This window comes from Arthrobacter hankyongi, from assembly GCF_022012395.1.
GTDB classification, from domain to species: domain Bacteria; phylum Actinomycetota; class Actinomycetes; order Actinomycetales; family Micrococcaceae; genus Crystallibacter; species Crystallibacter hankyongi.
This window is the reverse complement of the sequence record NZ_JAKLTQ010000002.1, coordinates 201438-224525: the sequence shown is the minus strand read 5'-3', so window position 1 is coordinate 224525 and position 23088 is coordinate 201438. Positions and strand designations below refer to the sequence as shown.

The 23088-nt window shown below is 68.1% G+C and carries 21 protein-coding genes and 1 pseudogene; 10 read left to right on the top strand and 12 right to left on the bottom strand.

Annotated elements, in window-relative coordinates:
• Positions 1-332: 332 nt before the first annotated feature.
• Positions 333-1604 carry a hypothetical protein gene (locus LVY72_RS05030; protein WP_237818380.1) on the bottom strand — a complete coding sequence of 424 codons (1272 nt, stop codon included), beginning with the start codon at positions 1602-1604 and terminating at the stop codon, positions 333-335.
• A 117-nt stretch (positions 1605-1721) separates the two neighbouring features.
• Between LVY72_RS05030 and LVY72_RS05025 the strand changes: the two genes are divergently transcribed.
• Complete coding sequence (locus LVY72_RS05025; RefSeq protein WP_237818379.1) at positions 1722-2675, top strand: diacylglycerol/lipid kinase family protein; 954 nt, start codon at positions 1722-1724, stop codon at positions 2673-2675.
• A 37-nt stretch (positions 2676-2712) separates the two neighbouring features.
• The gene (locus LVY72_RS05020; RefSeq protein ID WP_237818378.1) at positions 2713-3027 is read left to right on the top strand and encodes a hypothetical protein; all 315 of its coding nucleotides are present in this window, start codon (positions 2713-2715) and stop codon (positions 3025-3027) included.
• An 11-nt stretch (positions 3028-3038) separates the two neighbouring features.
• Here LVY72_RS05020 and LVY72_RS05015 read toward each other — a convergent pair whose 3' ends face one another.
• Both LVY72_RS05015 and LVY72_RS05010 read right to left on the bottom strand, forming a co-directional pair.
• Positions 3039-3971, bottom strand: a complete 933-nt coding sequence (locus LVY72_RS05015; RefSeq protein ID WP_269092223.1) for an aldo/keto reductase — start codon at positions 3969-3971, stop codon at positions 3039-3041.
• A 103-nt stretch (positions 3972-4074) separates the two neighbouring features.
• Positions 4075-4323 carry an SCO4226 family nickel-binding protein gene (locus LVY72_RS05010; RefSeq protein ID WP_237818377.1) on the bottom strand — a complete coding sequence of 83 codons (249 nt, stop codon included), beginning with the start codon at positions 4321-4323 and terminating at the stop codon, positions 4075-4077.
• 278 nt (positions 4324-4601) lie between these two features.
• Here LVY72_RS05010 and LVY72_RS05005 point away from each other — a divergent pair, with 278 nt between their 5' ends.
• On the top strand, positions 4602-4805 hold the full coding sequence (locus LVY72_RS05005) for a hypothetical protein (protein WP_237818376.1): 204 nt from the start codon (positions 4602-4604) through the stop codon (positions 4803-4805).
• A 5-nt stretch (positions 4806-4810) separates the two neighbouring features.
• Here the strand turns inward: LVY72_RS05005 and LVY72_RS05000 are convergent, their stop codons facing one another.
• Entirely contained in the window at positions 4811-5560 is a 750-nt protein-coding gene (locus LVY72_RS05000) for a DUF429 domain-containing protein (RefSeq protein WP_237818375.1), read from the bottom strand.
• A gap of 147 nt (positions 5561-5707) precedes the next feature.
• Between LVY72_RS05000 and LVY72_RS04995 the strand changes: the two genes are divergently transcribed.
• The 4 genes from LVY72_RS04995 to LVY72_RS04980 all read left to right on the top strand — a co-directional run bounded on the left by LVY72_RS04995 (position 5708) and on the right by LVY72_RS04980 (position 10526).
• Positions 5708-6202 carry an NADPH-dependent FMN reductase gene (locus LVY72_RS04995; protein ID WP_237818374.1) on the top strand — a complete coding sequence of 165 codons (495 nt, stop codon included), beginning with the start codon at positions 5708-5710 and terminating at the stop codon, positions 6200-6202.
• Positions 6203-6426: 224 nt separating this feature from the next.
• Complete coding sequence (locus LVY72_RS04990) at positions 6427-7899, top strand: MDR family MFS transporter (protein ID WP_237818373.1); 1473 nt, start codon at positions 6427-6429, stop codon at positions 7897-7899.
• A gap of 127 nt (positions 7900-8026) precedes the next feature.
• Positions 8027-9457 (top strand): DUF5129 domain-containing protein, encoded by a 1431-nt coding sequence (locus LVY72_RS04985; RefSeq protein WP_237818372.1) that lies wholly within the window; start codon positions 8027-8029, stop codon positions 9455-9457.
• A gap of 127 nt (positions 9458-9584) precedes the next feature.
• Complete coding sequence (locus LVY72_RS04980; protein WP_237818371.1) at positions 9585-10526, top strand: NAD-dependent epimerase/dehydratase family protein; 942 nt, start codon at positions 9585-9587, stop codon at positions 10524-10526.
• A 251-nt stretch (positions 10527-10777) separates the two neighbouring features.
• Here the strand turns inward: LVY72_RS04980 and LVY72_RS04975 are convergent, their stop codons facing one another.
• The 8 genes and pseudogenes from LVY72_RS04975 to LVY72_RS04940 all read right to left on the bottom strand — a co-directional run bounded on the left by LVY72_RS04975 (position 10778) and on the right by LVY72_RS04940 (position 18997).
• The gene (locus LVY72_RS04975) at positions 10778-12277 is read right to left on the bottom strand and encodes a CoA-acylating methylmalonate-semialdehyde dehydrogenase (protein ID WP_237818370.1); all 1500 of its coding nucleotides are present in this window, start codon (positions 12275-12277) and stop codon (positions 10778-10780) included.
• A 41-nt stretch (positions 12278-12318) separates the two neighbouring features.
• Positions 12319-13095 (bottom strand): enoyl-CoA hydratase, encoded by a 777-nt coding sequence (locus LVY72_RS04970; RefSeq protein WP_237818369.1) that lies wholly within the window; start codon positions 13093-13095, stop codon positions 12319-12321.
• A pseudogene (mmsB, locus tag LVY72_RS04965) lies at positions 13092-14024 on the bottom strand (3-hydroxyisobutyrate dehydrogenase); the annotation flags it as partial. The gene LVY72_RS04970 and the pseudogene mmsB, both read right to left, overlap by 4 nt.
• Positions 14020-15078: an enoyl-CoA hydratase/isomerase family protein gene (locus LVY72_RS04960; RefSeq protein ID WP_237818368.1), complete on the bottom strand. Its 1059-nt coding sequence runs from the start codon at positions 15076-15078 to the stop codon at positions 14020-14022. The gene LVY72_RS04960 and the pseudogene mmsB, both read right to left, overlap by 5 nt.
• A 2-nt stretch (positions 15079-15080) precedes the next feature.
• Positions 15081-16217 carry an acyl-CoA dehydrogenase family protein gene (locus LVY72_RS04955; protein WP_237818367.1) on the bottom strand — a complete coding sequence of 379 codons (1137 nt, stop codon included), beginning with the start codon at positions 16215-16217 and terminating at the stop codon, positions 15081-15083.
• Between the two features lie 16 nt (positions 16218-16233).
• On the bottom strand, positions 16234-17187 hold the full coding sequence (locus LVY72_RS04950) for a cytochrome b/b6 domain-containing protein (protein ID WP_237818366.1): 954 nt from the start codon (positions 17185-17187) through the stop codon (positions 16234-16236).
• A gap of 30 nt (positions 17188-17217) precedes the next feature.
• Positions 17218-18198 (bottom strand): electron transfer flavoprotein subunit alpha/FixB family protein, encoded by a 981-nt coding sequence (locus tag LVY72_RS04945; protein ID WP_237818365.1) that lies wholly within the window; start codon positions 18196-18198, stop codon positions 17218-17220.
• A gap of 31 nt (positions 18199-18229) precedes the next feature.
• Positions 18230-18997, bottom strand: coding sequence for an electron transfer flavoprotein subunit beta/FixA family protein (locus LVY72_RS04940; protein WP_237818364.1), 768 nt, complete (start codon positions 18995-18997; stop codon positions 18230-18232).
• Between the two features lie 145 nt (positions 18998-19142).
• On the opposite strand from LVY72_RS04940, the gene LVY72_RS04935 reads away from it, so the two are divergent.
• The 3 genes from LVY72_RS04935 to LVY72_RS04925 all read left to right on the top strand — a co-directional run bounded on the left by LVY72_RS04935 (position 19143) and on the right by LVY72_RS04925 (position 23088).
• The gene (locus tag LVY72_RS04935; protein WP_237818363.1) at positions 19143-19916 is read left to right on the top strand and encodes an enoyl-CoA hydratase/isomerase family protein; all 774 of its coding nucleotides are present in this window, start codon (positions 19143-19145) and stop codon (positions 19914-19916) included.
• A gap of 69 nt (positions 19917-19985) precedes the next feature.
• Entirely contained in the window at positions 19986-21170 is a 1185-nt protein-coding gene (locus LVY72_RS04930; RefSeq protein WP_237818362.1) for a thiolase family protein, read from the top strand.
• Between the two features lie 136 nt (positions 21171-21306).
• Positions 21307-23088 (top strand): AMP-dependent synthetase/ligase, encoded by a 1782-nt coding sequence (locus LVY72_RS04925; RefSeq protein ID WP_237818361.1) that lies wholly within the window; start codon positions 21307-21309, stop codon positions 23086-23088.

The following is a 23088-nucleotide window of genomic DNA, read 5'->3' as shown; positions in this document are numbered from 1 at the left end:
TTTCCCCAGAGAGCGCCGTAGTACAGTGCCACGGCCCAGGTCCGTCCTGCCAAGGCCCGGCGGAAATCGTCCGGTGCCGAGGCGAGCAGGACGTCAAAGTAGCCGGTGCCGGTGGAGACCCGGAATGCCGAGCCAGGAGATGCCGCTGTCCGGTGCCCGCGTGGGCCGCCGTTCGAGCACCCCGGCCAGGCGTACTCCCCCCGGATGTATCAGACGCACGGGGCGGACGGCCTTGACCGCCCGGAACATCTGCTGGAGTCCGCGTCCTGCAACGGTACTTGCGATGTGCCTCATGATGCCTCTGCTCATCCGCCGGCTCGGCGGCGCCCAGGTCAGCCGCGGTCGGGCCCCCTCAGGTCAACGTCCTTCCCGGGTTCGCGGTGCGCTTTCCGCGCGGCTTGTTCGGCCTGGATGCGTTTGGCCTGCTCCAGGATCGCCCGCTCCGCGACGCCCCGGACACCGGCAAAAAGGCCTTTGACAGCGCCGCCGACTGCGTCCGAGCCCTTCTGCGCAACGTCGGCAACGGATTTGCTCCAGTCCTTCTGGGAGGCATCCAGCCAGGCGAGCGGACCGATCTGGGCGATGCTGACGAATCTGCCAATCTGTTCGTGCGCCTGGTTCACCGCCTGCACCAGATCAGCAGCAGAGATCGGCTGGAAGACCCGGTCCAGGTCCGAGACGCGGCCCGCCTGCTCCAGCGCCCGGGTGAGGCGTTGCAGGGTCCGGGCGATGCTCTGCCCCATGGCCTGATGGTGCCTGGCGACGGCGTCCCGGCGGGCGTCGGCGTCCTCCGGGTGTTCCTGCTCCCCGCGCGCGATTTCGAGGATGTGGAACCGCTTCTGGTCGATGAGGCTGACCGCGGTCATGGACAGCCAGTAGGGCAGTTCGTCCCCCGCCACCTGCTGGACCGCCTTTGCCTTCTCCGCTACCGATCCCTGCGAGACCTTATCCGCCAGCGAGTCCAATTGCGCCAGGCTCCGGGCCGCGAGGGAGGCCAGCTGCGCCGGGGACTGCTGCACCGTCTCCCAGCTCTCCGGCGAAACGCGGCCGGTCTGCTGGTACCTGTCGAAGGCCTCGGAGAGATTCCGCGTGGTGCCGGAAGCATCCCCCATCGCTTCGGCCCTGCCGTCCTGCAGCAGCTGGTCCGGCGTGACGTCCATGGTTTCGAGGTAGTTCGCCAGGTCCTCGACGGTCACCTGGATGGCCATGGACATCGCCATGGCCGCCGCGTTGGACATCCTCAACGGGCTGGGCGTGCCGCCGCCGGGCATGATGAACTTCAGCTCCTGCCCGGTCCTTCCCTTCGGCCCGCGGAGGATTCCGGCCACGACGCCGTGGTGCGGCTTATCCGTCCCAGCGACTCCCCCGAATCGGGCGGCAGCGTCCGGCGTCAGCCTGACCCACCGGCCGCCTGCCGGCGTCCCCGGCGCCATTCCGGCCAGTCCGGCCACGGCTGCGAGCGCGTCCCTGGTCAGGGCCCGGCTTTTCAAGCCTGAACCAGCCGAAAGTTGCGCAATAAGGTGGTCAATGTCGTCCTCGTGCCCGACAATCATCATGACGTCGCCATCAACGTAGATGCCCAGCTCCGTCGATTCGTTATCCATGCAGACACCTTCTCACGGTGTCCGCACGAGATCGACAGCAGCGCGGCCGCCCGCCGAGCTGTCCAAAACGCTCTCCGGCTCGATAGCCTTGCAACACCCCTGAACAGGAAGGACGCCATGGCCGATCCCCACCGCAACCGTGCCGCCGTCGTCGTCAATCCGATCAAACGGACTGAAGTCGATTTACGCTCGCTGGTCACCAAGGTGTGTCTCGATGAGGGTTGGGACGAGCCACTCTGGCTGGAAACCAAGGTGGAGGATCCGGGCCAGGGCATGACCCGGGAGGCGCTCGAGGCCGGGGTGGACCTGGTGATCGCCGCCGGCGGGGACGGCACGGTGCGCTGCGTCTCGGAGGTCCTGGCCGGGACAGACACCCCGCTGGGCCTGTTGCCGCTGGGCACCGGGAACCTGCTGGCCCGCAATCTGGACATCGACATCAACGATCCGCAGGCGGCCGTCCTGGACGCCCTCAACGGCACCGAACGCCGCATCGACGTCGTGCATATCCATGTCGACCATGCCCAGGATTCCCATGTGTTCCTGGTGATGGCCGGCCTCGGCTTCGACGCCGCGATCATGGGCGACACCCGGGACGATCTCAAGGACAAGGTCGGCTGGCTGGCCTATGTGGACGCCGGGATCCGCAACCTGCCCGGAAAGCCGGCGCGGACCAAGCTCCGCATCGACGGCAAGAAGCCGTTCTACCGCCGGGTGCGCAGCGTGATGGGCGGAAACTGCGGGAAGATCATGGGCGGGCTGGAAATCTTCCCCGGCGCACGCCTGGACGACGGCCTGCTGGACATCATGACCGTGGCGCCCCGCGGCAAACTGGGCTGGCTCGGCGTCGCCGCCGGCCTGCTCCGGCGGGGCAAGGGCAGGGACCCTTCGCTCGAGTATTTCCGGTGCGAATCCGCCGAAATCCAGACCCTGCTGCCGCAGGAAATCGAAATCGACGGGGATACGCTCGGCCAGGGCACGCACCTGTTGCTGCGGGTCCAGCCCCGGTCATTGCGCATCCGGATGCCGTACGGCAAGAAAGACCCTGCGGTCCTCAGCCAGACCGAACCGTAGCCGTGTGGTTTCCACGATCCGTCCGTAGACTCGTGGCATGGAATTCACAGGTGACTATTTCGCTGCGGCGGCCCCCGGTGATGCCGATGCGCAGGTACGCGTCTACCACGGGGCCCAAGGTCTGGACGCGGTGCAGTTGGGTGAAGCACTGGACAATCCGGAACTGCTCGAAGGCAACTGGCAGCTGGTGCACACCATTCCAGCGGCCGCGGCCAGCACGGAAGACATCGTCGCCAGCCTGGCGGGGGACACCACGCTGTCCTGCGCGGAAGGCGAAAGCCAGGTCGTGGGCCGGTGGCGGATCGTAAGGCTGCAGGACGTCCGTCTGGTGCCGGGGCGGCAGGTCCGGTAGCTGCCGGGCGGCTAAGGCAAGGCCCGACCCCGGGCGGAGACCCACAGCGAGTACCACTCGGCCCGGGTCATGGAGCGCGCCACCCGTTCCGCATCGGAGCAGGCCCTGATCCGGTCCGGTTTGCTGGTGCCCACCACCGGGCGGATGCCCGCCGGATGGCGCATCAGCCAGCCGAGCACCACCGCTTCCGGTGCGCACTCCTTCTCCCCGGCCAGGGTTGAGACCAGTTCCGCCGTCGCCGCATCCGGCCCGGTCTCGGCCGCTCCCGGTGCCCCGCTATAGCGTCCCTGCGCCAGCGGGCCCCAGGCCTGCAGCTCCAAGCCGTTCGCCTGGCAGTATTCCAGCGCCCCGTGGGGAAAGCCCACCGCCGCGGACTCCGGGTGGTTGACCAGTACACCGGATTCCAGCCACCCGCTGCGGTACAGGCTCATCTCCAACTGGTTGGCCGCCAGCGGGTCCGGCAAGGCCGACTGCAGCCAGCGCATCTGGTCCGCGGACATGTTGGAGACACCCAGCCGCAGCACCTTCCCCGCGTCCTTGAGCTGTTCGAAGGCGGCCGCGATATCCTCCGGATGCGCCAACGGATCCGGGCGGTGGATCAGCAGCGTGTCCACGCGGTCCGTGCCCAGCCGCCGCAGGCTGTCCTCCACCCGGGCGATGATGGCCTCGCGGGACGAGTCGTACCAGCCCGTCTGGCCGGCCCCCGGAAGCCTGATGCCGCACTTGGTCTGCAGCCGGATCTGGTCCCGGAGCCCGGACCGCCCGGCCAGCACCTTGCCGAAGGCTTCCTCCGCCTTGCCATGCGCATAGATGTCCGCATGGTCGAAGTCGCTGATGCCGGAGTCCAGCGCGGTTTGGACGGCCTCGTGGGCGGCGGCCACCTGGGCTGCTTCCAGCGGACCGGAGGACCAGCCCCCGCCCAGCCCCATGCAGCCGAAGATCAGGCGGGAACCGGCGACGGCGGGGACCCGCCGCGGTGGGTCCCCGCCGTCGTTCCTTTCCGGTTCTGTTCCGGGGCGGATCCGGGTCAACTAAATCCGGGCCGGATCAGACGACCAGCGGCACGGGATGGACCTCGTCCGCCGGATGCCCGGCCCGCTCGTGGATACGCTTGATGGCGTCCGCGGAGGGAGCCTCGGACAGGCAGTAGACGACGCCGGAGTCCGGGTCCGCCCAAGCCTGCTTGAAGTTGACCTGTTCCTCGCCCTGGATGGCGAGATCGGCGTCGTGTGCTTCCTTCAACTGTTCGGCTGTTATTCCGACCATGTTGTGGTGGACATCCATGAATTCCGGCATGATGACCCCTAAACTGCTTGGCGGGTTTAATTGCGGATATCTAAAACCGTACGCAGGCGCGGATGGGCGGTCAACAGGCCGGCAAGGATCTCGGCGATGGCATCCTACTGCGGGCCCGGGCCGCATCTCGCCGTTCACCAACCCCGTCACGCTGGCGACGGCGGCGGGCCTGGCCGTGGCGGCCGCCGGCCTGCACGTGCCCGAACTCATCTGGAATCCGGTGGAACTGGTGGGCCATGCCTCGGTGCCGCTGCTGATGGTTTTCGGCATGAGCTTGGTTGGGCACCGGCCGCTGGGTCTTCGGGCTCCAGGGCGTGGACCTGCTCGGCGTGGTGGTGATGAGCGCCCTGCCCAGCGCGCAGAATGTGTTCTTGTCTTCCGGCCAGTTCCCGATGGACTCGGTAGTGGCCCGGGACGTCGTCTTCATCACCTCGCTGCTGTCGTTCCCGGTGATCCTAGCCATCGCGCTCGCGCTGGCCTAGGCACATCACAGCAATTCGGCCAGTGGGGTGTTCGGCACGTGGATCCAGCCCTCCTCGGCGGCTACACCGGCAAGGTGTGCCGGAACCGGATACGTTTTCCCTACCGCGGCCGCCCGTGCCGTCAGGGATGCCACCAACGCATCGTGCAGATCATCCGAGGCAAGCAGTTGTTCATCCCGCCCCTTGAGCCGCAACCAGCCGGCCTGATCCCGCAGGGACCGCAGCGACGACTCGCGCACCAGCCGCGCATCCGCCGAAGTCCCCTTGTACTTGCGGGCCTTGATCCCCCAGGACCGGAGTGAAGCAGCCGGATAGACCTCGGCGATGCCATCGGAGCCATCGCGCCGCGCCGGCCCTGCCGCGCGGGCGGCTTTTGCCTGGATGACGGCGCACCGCATGGCCACGTGGCCCAGCCTGTCGGCCGATACGCTCATCGGCACCAGCCGCAGCAGCCCGGCGACGAAACGGTCCGTCTGCCGGTAGGCGAGCGTGCGCCGGCCCTCGGGTCCGTCGTGGGCCAGAACGGCGCCGGTGTCGTTGTCGATATGCCCCTGCAGGAAAGGCAGGAGCCCGGCGGGCCAGCCCAGCGGGCAGTCGATGCCCGTGTAATCGCAGCCGGCGATCAGGGAGATGATGTCCTCGTCGAGGACTCCCAGCCGCAGCTCGACCAGTTCCGCCCGGTCCGGCTGCCAATCCAGCACCGCGACGGCGGTCTTCCTGGGGTTGGCCGACAGGTCGACGCCGAGTGTCCTCATGCTACCCACGATGTCATCCCTTCCGCCGGCTGGCGGCACGGACGCCGCCGCCCAGCATGAACCATGCACAATAGAGGCACATCCCGGTCAGACTTGCCCATCCCGGCCCGGGCGACCGCCTGCGGCCCGAAGCCATGGAGGACTGCAGTGAAAACCGTCGTCGTCGCAGGAAACCCCAAACCCAGCTCCCGCACCTTGGACGCCGGCGTCCGGCTGGCCGGACTGCTCGGTGCCGAACCACCGGAGGTCCTGGATGTCATCGCGCTCGGGCCCGGCCTGCTCGGCTGGGGCGACCCGGAGGTGAAGCACGCCGTCGAACTGGTTGCCGGCGCCGATCTGGCCGTGTTCGCCTCGCCCACGTTCAAGGCCACCTACACCGGGCTGCTGAAGCTGTTCCTGGACCAGTTCGCCACCGGCGAGGGGCTGCGCGGTGTCGTCGCCGTGCCGCTGATGCTCGGCGCGGGGCCCGCCCACGCGCTGGCGCCGGAGCTGCTGCTCAAGCCCGTCCTGGTCGAGCTCGGTGCGACCTGCCCGGCCCCCGGGCTGTACCAGCTGGACTCAAGCTATGACACCGATTCGAGCGCAGCGGACTACGTCCGCCGATGGGGCCCGGCGCTGACAGCCAGCATCGGCAGCCGCTGACCCAGCCCCGTCCCACGTCACCCCCGCCCTACCCCCCCATCGACCCGACACCTAACGACCTTTTCACGGCTGAGAAGGTCGTTAAGTGTCGGGTCGATGGGGGCGGATAGAGGATGGGGGCGAATAGACTGGGCGGGAATACCTTGCCGGTCCGGCCTGTTGGCCCTGTATCGGCCTGTGTCGATGCAGGCCTCCGGCTCCATCACTTCCCCAAGGAACCCGACGTGAGCAAATCTCCGCCCTCCCCTGCCCTGTTGCAGCCGGACCTGACGGCCGTCACGCGGCGGAACCGCAAGGTCATCCGGCTGCTGCTGGCCGCCACCTTCGTGGTCATCCTGAACGAGACCATCATGAGTGTGGCGCTGAGCGAGCTGATGACGGATCTGGATATCACCGCCCGGGCCGCGCAGTGGCTGAGCACCGCCTTCATGCTGACCATGGCCGTGGTCATTCCCGTGACCGGCTTCCTGCTGCAGCGGTTCAACACCCGCCCGGTCTACACCGCCGCCATGACGCTGTTCTCGGCCGGCACGCTCATCGCCGCGCTGGCGCCGGGCTTCGAGGTACTGCTGCTGGGCAGGATCGTGCAGGCCTGCGGCACGGCCATCATGATGCCGCTGCTGATGACCACCCTGATGACCCTGGTGCCGCCGGCCGAGCGCGGCAAGACCATGGGCAACGTGTCGATCGTCATCTCGGTGGCACCGGCCATCGGCCCCACCATCTCCGGCATCATCCTGAATGCCCTGTCCTGGCGGTGGATGTTCCTGCTGGTGTTGCCCATTGCCGTGGCCATGCTGCTGATCGGCGCGCGCCGGGTGGAGAACGTCACCGAGCCGCGGCCGGTGCCGCTGGATGTGCCGTCGGTGCTGCTGTCCGCCGCAGGCTTCGGCGGCCTGATTTATGGGCTGAGCACCGTGGGTGCGGGTGACGGAGGCGACGGCGGACCGGTGGTGCCGCTGTGGGCGTCCATTGGCGGGGGTGCCGTGGCGCTGGCCGTGTTCATCCTGCGCCAGTTGCGGCTGCAGAAACGGGACCGGGCGCTGCTGGACCTGCGCACCTTCCGGGCCCCGATCTTCTCCCTCGCCGTCGGAATGATGACGGTGAGCATGGCGGCCCTGTTCGGTACCATCATCCTGCTGCCGATCTACCTCCAGCAGGTCCTCGGCCTGGAACCGGTCCAGATCGGCCTGATGCTGCTGCCCGGCGGCCTGCTGATGGGGCTGCTCGCACCCGCCGTCGGACGGCTCTACGACAGGTCCGGGCCCAGGGTGCTGCTGGTGCCGGGCACCGCCATCGTCAGTGCCGTGCTCTGGTTCCTCTCCACCCTGCACGCGGATACGCCGCCGATGCTGGTGCTGGCCGCCCACCTGGTGCTGAGCCTGGGCCTGGCCCTGCTGTTCACCCCGTTGTTCACCGCGGGCCTGGGCGCGGTGCGTCCGGAGCTGTATTCGCACGGCAGCGCGATTGTCGGCACCGTGCAGCAGGTGGCCGGGGCTGCCGGCACCGCGCTGTTCGTCACCGTCCTGTCGGTACAGTCGGCGGCCCTGTCCGCCGCCGGCCAGACCCAGACCGTGGCGGTTGCCGGCGGCGTACAGGCGGCCTTCCTGACCGGTGCCGTCATTTCGCTGGCGGCCATCGTCGGTGCCTTCTTCATCCGCAAACCCGCCGAGATTCCCGCCGAAAGCCTGCATTAGCGCCTACCGGCTTCCCACCGTTCGCTTCGCTCACAGCGGGGCCCTCGGCCGATAGGCTGGCGGGTCCGGCTGCCGCGGTGGCGGTATCGTGCACAGCAGAAGCCTCGGCCACAAAGACAGGGGAAATATGCGCAGGGTTCTAGGTTCGCTGCTACTGGCGCTGGCGGCGCTGCTGGGGCCGGCTCCGGCCGCGCTGGCGGAAACTCCCACGGACATCGTCGTGGAAGACAACGCGGGCGTGCTGGACCGGAAGACGCTGCTGCCCGCCGTCGAAAGCATTGATTTCTACGAGCCGACCAAGGTGGCGGTCTACACCTACCGCGGCAGCCGGTCGGACAACCTGAACGAACAAGTGCTGCGCTTCGCCCGGGCCGAGCATCCGGAATGGATCAGCGCCGACGGACAGAAGTGGGCCGACGGGCTGTTCATCTTCGCGCTGGATCCGGTCGGACGCCACGTCGGCACCTACCTGGGCGAGGACCGGAAGGTTTCCACCGAGGCGCAGCAAGACATCCAGGATGCAGCCAAGGACCTGTTCCGCGACGCCCAGTGGACCGACGGGACCATCGCCGGCATCCAGCGGGGCGCGGAGCTGATCAACCGGCCCTGGTACCGCTCCGGCTTCTTCATCGGCAGCCTGTGGGTCGCCGGCGTCGCCGCGGTAGCGGGCCTGGGCAGCTGGCTGGCCGTGCGCCGCCGCAACCAGGTCCGCGGGCTGCGCGAACGGGAACGCGGGGACCGCAGCTACGCCAATGTCACTATGGACCTGGACGCCACCGAGGTGAACGCGAGGGTCATTCCGACGACATCCAAGTACGGTGCGCTGGTGCTGGAGCGATACCGGACATTCATGACGGCGTATTCTGCCGCCAGCAAGCTCAACGGCCAGGTCCATGCAATGTCCAACCGGGCCCTGGCCGCAGGCCGAAACGTCAAGGTGGTCCGGCAGTACGCCGACGCCGCCGCCGAACTGGATGCGCTCGACGACGTGATCGCCGATACCAACGCCCTGCTTAACCGCGCCGCCGGCTGGGCGAAAGCCTGGGACCGGCAGGTGGCACCGCTGCGGGCCGACCTGGACGGGATCGGGGAACTGCTGGATAAGCCCGAGGCCCGCGGGAACTCGGCCACCGCGGCGGCGCTGCTCTCCTTCCGGGACACCACCCGCCGGCAGCTGGACGAGTGGGCGGCCGGCCTCGGCGCGGGCAGCCTGGCACCGGATGCCGCGCTGGACCAGCTGGAGCAGGCCCGCCGGGACTTCAACGACCTGCTGAGGAACCATTCGCAAACAGTCATCGAGGGCTACGCAAAAACCCAGAAGGAGGCGGAGCTGATGCGCAAGGACATGGACGATTCCCTCCAGGGCAGCCGCGGCCCGCGCTCGACCATTCTCGACACGGCGTATCCGTCCTACGCCTTCTACTCCATCGTGGCCTTCAACAGCGGCTTCAGCAGCGCACAAGGCAGCGTCGATTCCTCGCGCAGCGATGCCAGCACGACCGGCTACGGCAGCAGCGGCGGCAGTTTCTCCGGTTCGGGCAGTTCCTCAAGCTTCTAGGGGGCGCGCTGCCGGCGCCCGGTGGTCCAGCCGTCTTCCGGGCAGCCGCTCCGGGCGCGGAAACCTTGCCGCACCGAGCCATTTGGTCTAATAATGAATTATTTGGATCAAGAATAAAGGGGATGTTGTGCGCATATTGGTCTTGGGTGCGAGTGGATACATCGGCCGCCATGTTTCCGCCCGGTTTGTCGCTGACGGACACGACGTGACGGCCCTCGTACGCAGTACGCAGGGCGCGGCTACGGCCGGACAGACTGGAGCATGCACCGTACTGGGCGACCTCGCCAAGACCGACGAACTGGTCCGCCTGGTCAAGGACCAGGACGCAGTCGTGTGGATCGCCCAACTCATGCTCGACGATGAGCATCGCGTGGTCCGCGCCTTGTTGGAAGCACTGCACGGGACAGGCAAGACATTCATCTTTACGAGCGGGACGAGTTTGCTGTCCGAACGGACGAACGGTGAATGGATCGAAAACAGCTACGCGGAGGACGATTCGTTCATCCCTCGGCGCCAAATCGCGCCGCGCCTGGCCATCGAGAACATGGTGCGGGAATCAGCGACCCGCGGCGTGCGGGCGATGTGCGTCCGGCCCCCGCTGATTTGGGGCAACGGCGGCAGCAAGGTCATTTCCGACTTCTACCATTCGGCCCGGCGAACCGGCGCCGTCTGTTATGTCGGCCGCGGACTCAACGTCTACTCGAACGTCCACGTCGAAGACCTCGCCGACCTTTTCAGCCGCGCGCTCAAACGAGGCGTTCCCGGAGCCCTCTATCACTGCGTCTCAGGCGAAGTGAACTACCGCACCATGGCAGAGACGATCGCACGCCATCTCGGCATACCCACGCGGAGCATCGAGGTAGCCGAGGCGATCGATGTCTGGGACAAGTTCACCGGTCCGATCGTCTTCTCGTCCTGCAGCCGCACGCGCTCGAAACGGGCCCGCGCCGAACTGGGGTGGCAGCCGGACCCGGCCCGGGCCGACATCCTTGAAGAATGCACGAACCCGGCGTACCTCAGCCAGCAGCCAAGGACAGTGCCCGCACACGTCAAACCGGCGACCGCCTAATCCGGCTAATCTGGATGCCGCCGTTCCGGGCACCCTTGGCCGGAACGGCGGCATTCGAAACCATTGCATCAGCAAGCCGTCCGGCCGATCTGGACGATAAAGCAGTCGAGCCGCACGGAGCCTCCAATATCAATCGAGGATTCGCTGCTGGCGCGCTCTCCCGCCAGCGCCCACGACTCTCGACAACCGGAGTCCCGGACAGACAGCGGCCGCCCCGTCGTGGTGGCGGGGCGGCCGCTGTGGGAGTGGCGTCAGTTCATGGTGGGGATGACGAAGCTGGCGCCGTCCTTGATGCCCGAGGGCCAGCGGGAGGTGACGGTCTTGGTCTTGGTGTAGAAGCGGAAGGCGTCGGGGCCGTGCTGGTTCAGGTCCCCGAAGCCCGAGCGCTTCCAGCCGCCGAAGGTGTGGTAGGCGATGGGCACCGGGATGGGCACGTTGATCCCGACCATGCCGGTGTTGACCCGGGCGGCGAAGTCGCGGGCGGCGTCGCCGTCGCGGGTGAAGATGGACACGCCGTTGCCGTATTCGTGCTCGCTGGGCAGGCGCAGGGCCTCTTCGTAGTCCGCTGCGCGGGTGATGACCAGGACGGGTCCGAAGATCTCTTCCTTGTAGATGCGCATGTCCGGGGTGACGTGGTCGAAGAGGGTGGGGCCGAGGAAGAAGCCGTTCTCGTGGCCGGGCAGGGTGAAGCCGCGGCCGTCGGCCAGCAGCTGTGCGCCTTCGTCGATTCCGGCCTGGATGTACTCTTTGACCTTGTCCGCGGCCTGCGCGGTGATCAGCGGGCCGTAGTCGGCGGTCTCGTCCAGGGAGTGGCCCACGCGCAGGGTCTTCACGCGTTCGGTGAGCTTGGCGGCCAGGGCGTCGGCGGTGTCCTGGCCGACCGGCACGGCGACGGAGATGGCCATGCAGCGTTCCCCGGCCGAACCGTAGCCGGCGCCGATCAGGGCGTCGGCGACCTGGTCCAGGTCCGCGTCGGGCATGATGATCATGTGGTTCTTGGCCCCGCCGAAGCACTGGGCGCGTTTGCCGTGGGCGGCGGCCGTCTCGTAGATGTACTGGGCGATCGGGGTGGAGCCGACGAACCCGACGGCCCTGACCCGGGGGTCTTCCAGCAGGGTGTCGACGGTTTCCTTGCCGCCGTTGACCACGTTGAGCACGCCCTCGGGCAGGCCGGCTTCCAGGAACAGTTCGGCGATCCGCAGCGGCACCGAGGGGTCGCGTTCGGAGGGCTTGAGGATGAACGCGTTGCCGGCGGCCAGGGCGGGGCCGGCCTTCCAGAGCGGGATCATGGCCGGGAAGTTGAACGGGGTGATGCCGGCGACGACGCCCAGCGGCTGGCGCATCGAGTACACGTCGATGCCGGTGCCGGCCCCGGTGCTGTATTCGCCCTTGAGCAGGTGGGGCCCGCCGGCGGCGAACTCGATGACTTCCAGGCCGCGCTGGATGTCACCCCGGGCGTCGGCCACGGTCTTGCCGTGCTCGGCGGAGAGCAGCCGGGCCAGGGAATCCATGTCCCTGTTGGCCAGGTCCAGGAACCTCAGCAGCACCCGGGCGCGGCGCTGCGGGTTCCAGGCGCCCCATTCGGTCTGGGCCTTTTCCGCGTCGGTGATGGCCGCTTCGGTCTCGGACCGGGACGCCAGCGGCACCCGGGCCTGGACCTGGCCGGTGTTGGGGTCGAAGACATCGGCAAAGTGTCCGGACAGGCCGGGCACGTGCCGGCCGCCGATGAAGTGGGTCAGTTCGCGAACCATGGAAATACCTGCTCTCTGCTGCAAAGGGATGGGCGTGTCGGTTACTTGTGGCTGAAGTTCGGGGGCCGTTTGTCGATGAAGGCAACCATCCCTTCCTTCTGGTCCTCGGTGGCGAAGCAGGAATGGTTCAGCCGGCGCTCGGCGTGCACGCCCTCGGCCAGGGAGGTTTCGAAGGCGATGTTCACCGCTTCCTTGGCCAGCATCGCGATCGGCTTGGACATGGAGGCGATGGCCTCGGCGGTGGCCAGCGCCTGGTCCATCAGTTCGGCCGCCGGCACCACCCTGGCCACCAGGCCCGAGCGCTCGGCTTCCTCGGCCCCCATGGTCCGGCCTGTCAGGACCATCTCCATCGCCTTGGCCTTGCCGATGGCCCTGGTGAGGCGCTGGGAGCCGCCCATGCCCGGGATGACGCCCAGCTTGATTTCGGGCTGGCCGAACCTGGCGTTCTCCGCGGCGATGATGAGGTCGCAGATCATTGCCAGTTCGCAGCCGCCGCCCAATGCATGTCCGGCGACGGCGGCGATCAGCGGGGTGCGCACCCGGGCCAGTTCGTCCCAGCCGGAGAAGAAGTCCTCCACATACATGTCCGCAAAGCCGCGTGGGGCCATCTCCTTGATGTCCGCGCCCGCGGCGAACGCCCGCTCCGAGCCGGTGAGGATGATCGCCCCGATCCCCGGGTCCGTGTCGAAGGCCCGGGCGGCGGCCAGCACTTCGGTGCCGAGCCGCACGTTGAGCGCGTTCAGCGCCTCGGGCCGGTTCAGGGTAATGATCCCGACGCGGCCTTCCTGCTTGACGAGGATGGTCTCGAACTCGCTCATACCGTTTCCTTCACCGTTTCCTGTGTCGTTGAGTTGGCCCGGATCGCATTGATGATGCCGGAGAAGTCCCGGTCCGCCCCGTCCCCGTCGGCGAAGCCGCGGTAGATCTCCTCGGCCAGGGCCCCCATCCGGCCCTCGACGCCGGCGGTCCGGAGCGCCTGGGCGGCCAGGCCCAGGTCCTTGGCCATCAGCGCCCCGGCAAAGCCGGGCTGGTAGTCCCGGTTGGCGGGGCTGGCCGGCACCGGGCCGGGCACCGGGCAGTTGGTGGTCAGCGCCCAGCACTGCCCCGAGGCGGCCGAGGCCACGTCATAGAGCGCCTCGTGGGACAGGCCGAGCTTTTCGCCCAGGACGAAGGCCTCGGACACCGCGATCATCGAGATGCCCAGGATCATGTTGTTGCACACCTTCGCCGCCTGGCCTGCCCCCGGGCCGCCGCAGTGCACCACACGCTTGCCCATCGCTTCCAGCAGGGGCAGCGCCTGGTCGAAGTCCTCCTCCGCACCGCCGGCCATAAAGGTCAGCGTCCCGGCCCCGGCGCCGCCGGTCCCGCCGGAGACCGGGGCGTCCAGGCCCCGGTGCCCGGCCGCAGCCACGAGGCCGTGGGCGGCGCGGGCGTCGTCGACGGCGATGGTGGAACAGTCGATGAACAGGGTGCCCGGTGCGGCGGCGGCCAGCAGCCCGTCCGGCCCCGCATAGGCGGCCAGCACGTGCTTCCCCGCCGGCAGCATGGTGATGACGGTGTCGGCGCCGCCGGCGGCCTCGGTCGCTGAGGCCGTGATGGTGACGCCGGCAGACCGGGCCTTGTCCAGGGCCTCCGGTGCCAGGTCGAAGCCGGACACCTTCCAGCCGGCCTTGACGAGGTTGGCGGCCATCGGCCCGCCCATGTTGCCCAGCCCGATGAAGGCGATGGTCCTGCTCATCGTGTCAGCTCCTAGCGTGTAGTTGTGCGGCCAGCCCGAGTTCGCGCGGGCCCAGGTCCGCGAAGTACTCCTCGACGTCGTCGGCGGTCACCTCGTGCAGCAGGGGCGGAGCCCAGCGCGGGTTGCGGTCCTTGTCGATCACCTGCGCACGGATCCCCTCGGTGAATTCGGACCCGGCCAGGAAGCGCAGGGAGACCCGGAACTCCTGGTCCAGCGCTTCTTCCAGGCTGGCCAGGTCCCGGGCCCGGCGCAGCGATGCCAGCGCCACTTTCAGCGCCATCGGGGATTTGGCCAGGATGGCCGCGGCCGCCTCGTGCGCGGCCGGCACCGGGGATGCCTGCAGCGCACCGAGGATCTGCTCGACGGTGTCGAACGCGTAGCACTCGTTGATCCAGGACCGTTCGGCGGCCAGGCCGGAGGGTGGGAAGTAGTTGCTGGACAGGGACTGCACGGTTTCCACGGCGTCCCCGTGGGCCAGGGCCTGCGCCAGCACCGGCAGGTCGCTGCTGCTGATGAAGTGGTCGGCCAGGCCCAGTGCGATCGCGTCACTGCCGCCGATGCTGCCGGCGGTCAGCGCCACGTGGGTGCCCAGTTCGCCCGGGGCATGCGAGAGCAGCCAGGTGCCGCCGACGTCGGGGACGAAGCCGATGCCGGTTTCCGGCATGCCGATCTTCGAGCGTTCGGTCACCACCCGGATGCCCGCGTGGGCGGAGACTCCGACGCCGCCGCCCAGGACCACCCCGTCCATCACGGCCACGTACGGCTTCGGGTACCGGGCGATCCGGGCGTTGAGCCGGTATTCGTCGGCCCAGAAAGCGGCCGTCGCTTTGCCCCCCTGAAGGGCGTCCCGGTAGATCGCCACGATGTCACCGCCGGCACAAAGGCCGCGTTCACCGGCGCCGGTGAGCAGGACTGCGGCCACGCCGTCGTCCTCGCGCCAGGCCTCGAGCGCGGCGGTGATCTCCGCGACCATGCGGTGGGTCAGCGCGTTCATCGCCTGGGGCCTGTTCAGGATGATGTGCCCCAGGCGGCCCTCGCGGCGCAGGATGGTTTCGCTGTCCATGTCTAGTCCTCCGCCAGGGTTCGTCCGACAATCAGGCGCATGATCTCGTTGCTTCCCTCCAGGATCTGGTGGACCCTCAGGTCGCGGGCGATCTTCTCCAGGCCGTACTCGGCCAGGTAGCCGTAGCCGCCATGCAGCTGGATCGCAGTGTTGGCGGCGTTGAAGCCGGCGTCGGTGGCCACGCGCTTGGCCATCGCGCACAGCCGGACGGTGTCCCCGGCGCCCCGGTCCAGGGCATCGGCCGCCCGGCGCAGCAGGGTGCGGGCGGATTCGAGTTCCATGTCCATGTCTGCCAGCTCGAACAGCAGGGCCTGCTGGTTGATCAACGGGCCGCCGAAGGCCTCGCGCTGCTTGAGGTAGGCGACCGTTTTCTCCAGCGCCGCCTGGCCGCCGCCGAGCGAGCAGGCGCCCATATTGATCCGGCCACCGTTCAGACCCTTCATCGCAATGCCGAAACCGGTGCCCTCCGCACCGAGCCGGTTCGCGGCCGGGATGCGCACGTCCTCCAGGATGACCTGCCGGGTGGGCTGGGCATTCCAGCCCATCTTCTTCTCGTTGGGTCCGAAGGACAGCCCCGGCTCCCCGGTCGGCACCAGGAAGGCGGTGATGCCGCGGGACCCGGTGTCCGCGGTCCGGGCCATGACGATGTAGAGCGCGGATGATCCAGCCCCGGAGATAAACTGCTTGACCCCGTTCAGGATGTACCCGTCCCCGTCCCGCACCGCCCGGGTCGTCAGCGCCGCGGCGTCGGAACCGGCCCCGGGCTCGGTCAGGCAGTAGCTGCCCAGCGATTCCATCGACGCCAGCTGCGGTACCCACTCGGCGCGCTGATCGTCGTTGCCGAACGCGTCGACCATCCACACCACCATGTTGTGGATCGAGATGTAGGCGGCGATCGCGGGGTCGGCCTTGGCCAGCTCCTCGAAGATCAGCACGGCGTCGGACCGGGTCAGGCCCGAGCCGCCGTACTCCTCGGCGGCGTAGACGCCGCCGAGGCCGAGGTCACCGGCGTCGCGCAGCACGTCCACCGGGAAATGCTTGGTCTCGTCCCATTTGGCCGCATTCGGCGCCAGGGCGGCGGTCGCGAAGTCCCGCACCGTCTCGACCAGGGCGAGCTGGTCCTCGTTGAGTTCGAACATGGTGGTCCTTCCGTCCCTACCGGGAAACCTTGCCCATCAGGGATGCGATGGGCCGCAGGAAGAGCGGGCGGGCCAGGAACCAGCCGGCGGCCATCACGGCCACCGAGGCCGCGAAGATCCAGAAGCCCACCCAGCCGGCATCGTCCCGCGACGCGTACATGTGGTTGAGGTTGCGCAGCGCCCCGGTGGCAAAGACCAGGGCCACGTGCGTAACGATGAAGACAACGAAATAGGCCATGACCGGCAGGTGGACGGCGCGCGCGGCCTCGACCGGATAAATCCTGTTGAGCTTCTCCGCGTTCTGCGGCCAGGCCCCGGACATCCGCAGCCCGGTGGCCAGGGCCAGCGGGGCCGCGATGAAGACCGTGGCGAAGTAGGCCAGCACCTGCAGGGAGTTGTAGTTGACCCAGCCGTTCTCCGTCGGCCAGTCGAAGGACGCATACTGCAGTACCGCGGACAGCGCGTTCGGCACCACATCCCAGCTTGTCGGGACGATCCGCATCCACTGCCCGGTGGCGAACAGCAGCACCATAAAAACGATGCCGTTGAGTACCCAGAGGGCATCAAGGGTCAGGTGCAGCCACAGGTCCAGGCTGATCTTCTTGGGCGGGTTCTTGGTTTTGAGCAGGCCCTTGTTGTTGCGGGTCCAATACGCCTTGGGCCGGGCGGTGGTGCGCACCAGCCAGCCGGTGCGGATGATCAGCAGCATGAAGAACGCGTTCAGGAAGTGCTGCCAGCCCAGCCAGGCCGGCAGGCCCGTCGGCGCGCCGTCCGGCAGTTCGCTGTGCCCGGGATACTGGATCAGGAACGACTCGGCCGCAGGCATCGTCCGCAGCCACCGGGCCAGCAGCACGACCAGCAGCAGAACGACGACGGCGGCCGCGGCCGCCGCGGCGCCCTTGGCCCAGCCCGGCAGCGGCTTCCGCGGGGACTTTGTCCCGGAAGTGGTTGGTTTGGTGGAGATCGCCATGGTCCTGGCTCCTTTCCCTTCGACTGGCGCCTAGACGGCCGCCAACTGCCTGGCCTTGATCGCCTCGACCAGCTGCGGCACGACGGTGAACACATCACCCACGATGCCGAAGTCAGCCACCTCGAAAATCGGGGCATCCTCGTCCTTGTTGATTGCCACGATGGTCTTGGACGTCTGCATGCCCGCCCGGTGCTGGATCGCCCCGGAGATCCCCAGAGCGACATACAGCTGCGGGGACACCGCCACGCCGGTCTGCCCGACCTGATGCGACTGCGGGACAAATCCGGCGTCGACCGCCGCACGCGATGCGCCCACCGCGGCCCCCAGCGCGTCGGCCAACTGCTCGACGAGCGCGAAGTTGTCCTTGGCCCCCAGCCCGCGTCCGCCGGAGACCACCTTGGCCGCGCCGCGCAGGGCCGGGCGTCCGGTCTCGGCCGGTGCCTCGCGCAGTTCCACGATGTTCGCGGCCGGTCCGGCCGCGAGGACCAGCGTCACAGTGGAGACCTCCGGAATGGCCGCTTCGGCCCGCTCCTCGATAGACCCGGGGCGCAGGGTGATGATGGGCAGGCCGCCCTCGATGGTCGACTCGGTCGTGTAGTCGCCGCCGAAGACCGAATGGACGGCGATGATCCGGCCGCCGTCGGCCCTCACGCCAACCGCTTCCGCCGCCACAGCGCCGCCGACGCGCACCGCCAGCCGGCCGGCCACGCCGCGGGATTCATTGCTGTTGGATACCAGGACCGCGGCGGGCCCGTGGGCCTCGACCGCGCCGGCCAGCGCCTCGAGCTGCGGCCGGGTGAGCACCCGGCCCACGCCGTCACCCTCGGCGATGTACACCTTGGCCGCGCCGAGCCGGCCCAGTTCCGCGACGCTCGCCGCCCCGGCCCCCGGGGTGGCGGCCAGCACCGCCACGGGGGTGCCTAGTTGCGCGGCCGCACCGATCAGGCCCGCTGCGGAGCTCTTCAGGCCGCCCGTGGACGTGGTTTCAATAAGAGCAAGGATGTTTGCCATGTCGCTTTCCTCCGGTGGAATGTCAGGCTGGTCAGATGAGTCGGTTGGCGGCCAGGAAGTCCGCCAGTTCCTGCGCGGCTTGTCCCTCATCGACGATCTTGGTGCCGGCGGCGCGCACCGGACGTTCGACGGCTGCGGTCACGGTGGACCGTGCGCCCGGTTCCGGGGACAGGCCCAAATCGGCGAGGGAGATTTTCGCCAGCGGCTTCTTCTTGGCCTTCATGATCCCCTTGAAGTTGGGGAACCGGGCCTCGGCCGAACGCTCCGTGACGGACACGACCGCCGGCAGGGCGGCATTGACGACGAGCGTGCCGCCGTCGATGGCACAGCTGCCGGAGACCGACTCCGCGGTGATCTCCAGCGTGTCGAGGGACGGCAGCAGCGGCAGCCCGAGGTGCTCGGCCACCATCGCCGGCACCAGGCCGCCGCGGCCGTCGGTCGACTCGTTGCCGGCGACAATCAGGTCGAAGCCCTCGCGCTGGACGGCCGCGGCCAGCACGGCCGAGGTGCGCACCAGGTCCGCGCCTGCCAGCGAGGAGTCCTCCACCAGGACGGCAGAGTCCGCGCCCATCGAGAGCATCTTACGCAGGGTCTTCACCGTCGATTCCGGCCCCATCGACAGGACAACGACCTCCGTGCCCTTGTGCGCGTCCTGGTAGCGCAGCGCGGACTCGAGGGCGCGCTCGTTGATCTCATCGGGCACCAGCTCGCTGGCAGTTCGGGCGAGCATGCCACTGCTGTCCAGCTTGCGCGCCTCATAGGTGTCCGGCACCTCTTTGACCAGTACGACGATCTTCATGGTCTTCCCTCCTGCGTTGTCCAGGCCGTGCCGACGGCGCTGCCCGCCCCCCGCTAACTTGCCTATCGCTATTTACTATAGAAGCAGATAGTTTTGCACTAGAGTATTACTCGGAAGCCAAGCACTCGTCAATGGGAGAGGCAAAATGTCGGCACGGTCCGAAACGGCCTTCAAGACCACGGGAACCGCAGGAATCATCGAACTCGCCGGCCCCGGCGCCAACTCGCTAGGCACGCCCATGATCGCGGCCATCGACACGGCACTGACGCGGTTCGAGGAGTCCGGCGCCAAGGTCCTGCTCATCGTCTCGGCCCTACCGGGCGTTTTCATTGCCGGGGCGGACATCAAGGAAATGAACGGGGCCGGCGCATCAGCCCTCGCCGAGTACGGCACCGCCCTGCGCCGGCTGCTCACCAGGCTCGCAGGCCTCGATCGGCCTTCCATCGCGGTGATCGAGGGACTGGCCCTCGGCGGAGGACTGGAACTGGCCTTGGCCTGCAGCCTGCGCGTCGGCTCCACGGACGCGAAAATGGGCCTGCCCGAACCCAGGCTCGGCCTTATCCCGGGGGCCGGCGGAACGCAGCGCCTGCCCCAGATCGTGGGGCGCGCCCGGGCCTTGGACCTTCTCCTCACGGCACGCACGGTGGAAGCGGCCGAGGCCTATCACATGGGCCTCCTCACCCGGCTGGCCGGCGCCGGCAGGGCCCGGGAGGCCGCCTTGGAGCTTGCAGAGGAAATAGCCCGCCTGTCACAGCCCGCCATCGCCGTGATCCTTCGACTTGTCGACAATTCCTTCAACGTCGACCTGTCCAGCGGCCTGGCGGACGAGGAGCGCGAAGCGACCGGACTGTTAACCAACGGAGAGGCCGCCGAGGGGCTTTCCGCCTTTGTGGAGAAACGCCTCCCGCGCTTCGCCTGAACCCGCCTCCCCGAGTACGAACTGCCACCATCCAATGAACCACTATCCGGTACAAACGAGGTTGAAGCCATGAACAGCAAGGAAAAGATCGTCCTGATCGACGGCGCACGAACCCCCATCGGCAGCTTCGGCGGAGCCTTTAAGGACATCCCGGGCTTCGAACTCGGCGCGGCGGCTGCGAAGGCCGCGCTGGAACGTTCCGGCGTACGGCCCGAGGACATTGACGAAGTGGTGATGGGCTGCATCGGACAGGTCGGCCCGGACGCCTACAACGCCCGTCGTGTCGCCCTGGCGGCGGGACTGCCGAAAGGCACCCCCGCCTACACCGTGAACCGGCTGTGTGGCAGCGGCCTGCAGGCGATTTGGTCCGCTGCCATGCAAATGCACTGGGGTGGCGTCGACTTTGCCCTGGCTGGGGGGAACGAATCGATGACCCGGATGCCGTTCTACGACTTCGGGGCCCGGAACGGCTACCGGCTCGGGGACCGCGCGCTCGTCGACGGAACCGTAGCCATCCTCACCGACCCGTTCAGCGGCGCCCACATGGGCGTCACGGCGGAAAACGTCGCCCGCCGGTATGGAGTCACCCGCCAGGAACAGGACGAGTTCGCACTCGAGTCCCAGCGCAGGGCGGCAACCACAGCTGCCCGGAAGGCATTCGCCGAGGAGATCACCCCGGTCAACACCGGCGGACGGAAACCCTACACTGTCGAAGCTGACGAGCATCCCAAGCCATCGACCACCTTGGACGGCCTCGCCAAGCTGCGTCCTGCGTTCGAGGACGGCGGCACAGTTACGGCCGGAAATGCCTCCGGCATCAACGATGGGGCTGCCGCCGTCGTGCTCGCCCGCGAATCGGTCGCGGCCGAACGTGGCATCAGGGGGCTGGCCACGCTGGAATCCGTTGCCACAGCCGCCATGGAACCGCAGCTCATGGGCTATGCTCCGGTTCCGGCGCTGGAGAAGCTCTTTGCGCAGACCGGGATGACGCCGGCAGACGTCGATGTCATCGAACTGAACGAGGCCTTCGCGTCCCAGGCCGTCGCCGTGATCCGCGACGCCAAGCTGGATCCGGCCAAGACCAACCCCTACGGCGGGGCCATTGCGTTGGGACACCCGGTCGGAGCCACCGGCGCCATTCTGTCCCTCCGGGTTGCCAAGGACCTGGTGCGGCGGGACCTGGAGTTCGGCATCGTGACGATGTGCATCGGCGGCGGGCAGGCGCTCGCCGCACTGTTCCGCAGGGCAGGCTGACGACCGGCGGAACGCATCCTGGTTCACGTTGATACCCAAATTGGTATACAAATCGATTGTTTATCACTAGAGTAACGACCCACGTCAAAGGCAACCGATTCCCGCACCGAGGGAACACAAGGAAGAGGCAGGCACTGTGACATCCAAGCCCATCGTGTCCCAGCACAACGAAACCGTGGTCTCGCTGTTCCGCGACACGGTGTCCGCCCGTGGTTCCGCATCCGCCCTGCGACATGAGGTCGACGGTGCCTGGACCACCCTCGACTGGGCGCGGTACGCGCACCGTGCCGCGTCGTTCGCCGCCGGCCTGCGCAACCTCGGCGTCAGGAAGGGCGACCACGTGGTGTTGCTGATGCGCAACCGGCCCGAGTTCCACTTCGCCGACGTGGGCGCGATGCTGATCGGCGCGGTATCCGTCTCCGTCTACAACTCGCCGTCGGTCGAACGGCTTGCCGACATCATGGAGGACTGCTCGGCGGTGGCCTGCGTCGTGGACGAGCCGGCCTTCCGCGACCGTGTGCTGGCAGCGGCGGAGCTGCGTGGCCTGGATCCGAGAGTCATTGCCGTTCATCCGGGGGCGGAGGCTTCGGAGCGCATTACGGACTACGCGGAGCTGCTGGCCACGCCGCCCTTGGACTTGGGAGCCTGTGTGCAGCACGTGGCGTCGTCGGACACCGCCGTCATGCTGTACACCTCGGGGACCTCGGGGCGCCCCAAGGGCGTGCCGCTGAGCCACAGCAACGTGGTGTTCGCGGTGCGGACCTTTGCGCAGCGCTCCCGAGTGCCGCTGGCAGGGAAGCGGCAGCTGTCCTACCTGCCCATGGCGCATATCGGCGAACGCTTCGCAACCCACTACGCGCACATCGCCTCGGGCAGCGAAGTGACCTGCTGTCCGGACATGGCGCATCTGCACCGCGTCCTGGCCGAAACCCATCCCCACATGCTCTTCGGCGCACCGCGGATGTGGGAACTGCTGCATGCGCGGGTGTCCGGCGGACTGCAGGAAGACCCGGACGCGGCGGCGGCATTCGAACCGGCCCTGCGCCGGCGCCGGGCCGGGGTGCCGGAGGCCGGGGACGAGGACGCCATTCGCTCCGTCCTGGCCCGGTTCGGACTGGACGAGATCCTCGTGGCCATCGTCGGATCAGCTCCCCTGCCGCGGCACATCCACGAGTTCTGGCTGGACTGCGGGCTGCCGCTGGCCGACTACTATGGCCAGACCGAAACAACGGGCATGGGGTCCTGGGATCCACACGATATCACCGCCGGCACCGTCGGGCGCCCGCTGGACGGCATGAACGTGCGGATTTCCCCGGACGGGGAAATCGAGGTCCGGGGCCCCGCCGTCTTCTCCGGCTATTTCAACGACGCGGACAAAACGGGCCGCTCGTTCACCTCCGACGGCTGGTTCCGCACCGGCGATTCGGGCAGTTTCGACGCCGCCGGGAACCTGGTCTACGGAGGCCGGCGGAACGACGTCGTTGTTCCCACTTCCGGACACAACGTCAATCCTTCCCACATCGAATCGGCGCTGGCCAGGCATCGCCTCGTCTCCTACATCTGCGTGGTCGGGACCGGGCGGCCGCACGTGGGCGCAGTCATCGTTCTCGATCCCGACGCGACAACTGAATGGCTCGCATCCCGAAGCGTCCAGGTCCCTGCCGGCCGACGCCTCGAAGACGTGCCCGAGGTGCGCGGCGAGATTGACGCCCGGATCGCCGAGATCAACGCAGACCTGCCGGGGGCCGAGCGCCTGCGCACACGGGTGATCGTCACCGACTGCTGGGACCTGGATTCGGACGTGCTGACGGCCACCGGGAAGATGAAGCGCGCCGGAGTGGCAGCACGCTATGCCGGCCTGATCGATGCCATGTACGCCCGGGAACCGCTCGCCGCGGGACAACCGGATCATGCCTAA

Bases quoted from the DNA above. Each gene is read 5' to 3' on its own strand.
- LVY72_RS04975 (WP_237818370.1), bottom strand. From the start codon at position 12,277: ATGGTTCGCGAACTGACCCACTTCATCGGCGGCCGGCACGTGCCCGGC.
- LVY72_RS04935 (WP_237818363.1), top strand. From the start codon at position 19,143: ATGTCGGCACGGTCCGAAACGGCCTTCAAGACCACGGGAACCGCAGGA.
- LVY72_RS04945 (WP_237818365.1), bottom strand. From the start codon at position 18,198: ATGGCAAACATCCTTGCTCTTATTGAAACCACGTCCACGGGCGGCCTG.
- LVY72_RS05030 (WP_237818380.1), bottom strand. From the start codon at position 1,604: ATGGATAACGAATCGACGGAGCTGGGCATCTACGTTGATGGCGACGTC.
- LVY72_RS05025 (WP_237818379.1), top strand. From the start codon at position 1,722: ATGGCCGATCCCCACCGCAACCGTGCCGCCGTCGTCGTCAATCCGATC.
- LVY72_RS04985 (WP_237818372.1), top strand. From the start codon at position 8,027: ATGCGCAGGGTTCTAGGTTCGCTGCTACTGGCGCTGGCGGCGCTGCTG.
- LVY72_RS04960 (WP_237818368.1), bottom strand. From the start codon at position 15,078: ATGGACAGCGAAACCATCCTGCGCCGCGAGGGCCGCCTGGGGCACATC.
- LVY72_RS04955 (WP_237818367.1), bottom strand. From the start codon at position 16,217: ATGTTCGAACTCAACGAGGACCAGCTCGCCCTGGTCGAGACGGTGCGG.
- LVY72_RS04970 (WP_237818369.1), bottom strand. From the start codon at position 13,095: ATGAGCGAGTTCGAGACCATCCTCGTCAAGCAGGAAGGCCGCGTCGGG.
- LVY72_RS04940 (WP_237818364.1), bottom strand. From the start codon at position 18,997: ATGAAGATCGTCGTACTGGTCAAAGAGGTGCCGGACACCTATGAGGCG.
- LVY72_RS04930 (WP_237818362.1), top strand. From the start codon at position 19,986: ATGAACAGCAAGGAAAAGATCGTCCTGATCGACGGCGCACGAACCCCC.
- LVY72_RS05010 (WP_237818377.1), bottom strand. From the start codon at position 4,323: ATGCCGGAATTCATGGATGTCCACCACAACATGGTCGGAATAACAGCC.
- LVY72_RS05020 (WP_237818378.1), top strand. From the start codon at position 2,713: ATGGAATTCACAGGTGACTATTTCGCTGCGGCGGCCCCCGGTGATGCC.
- LVY72_RS05000 (WP_237818375.1), bottom strand. From the start codon at position 5,560: ATGAGGACACTCGGCGTCGACCTGTCGGCCAACCCCAGGAAGACCGCC.
- LVY72_RS04950 (WP_237818366.1), bottom strand. From the start codon at position 17,187: ATGGCGATCTCCACCAAACCAACCACTTCCGGGACAAAGTCCCCGCGG.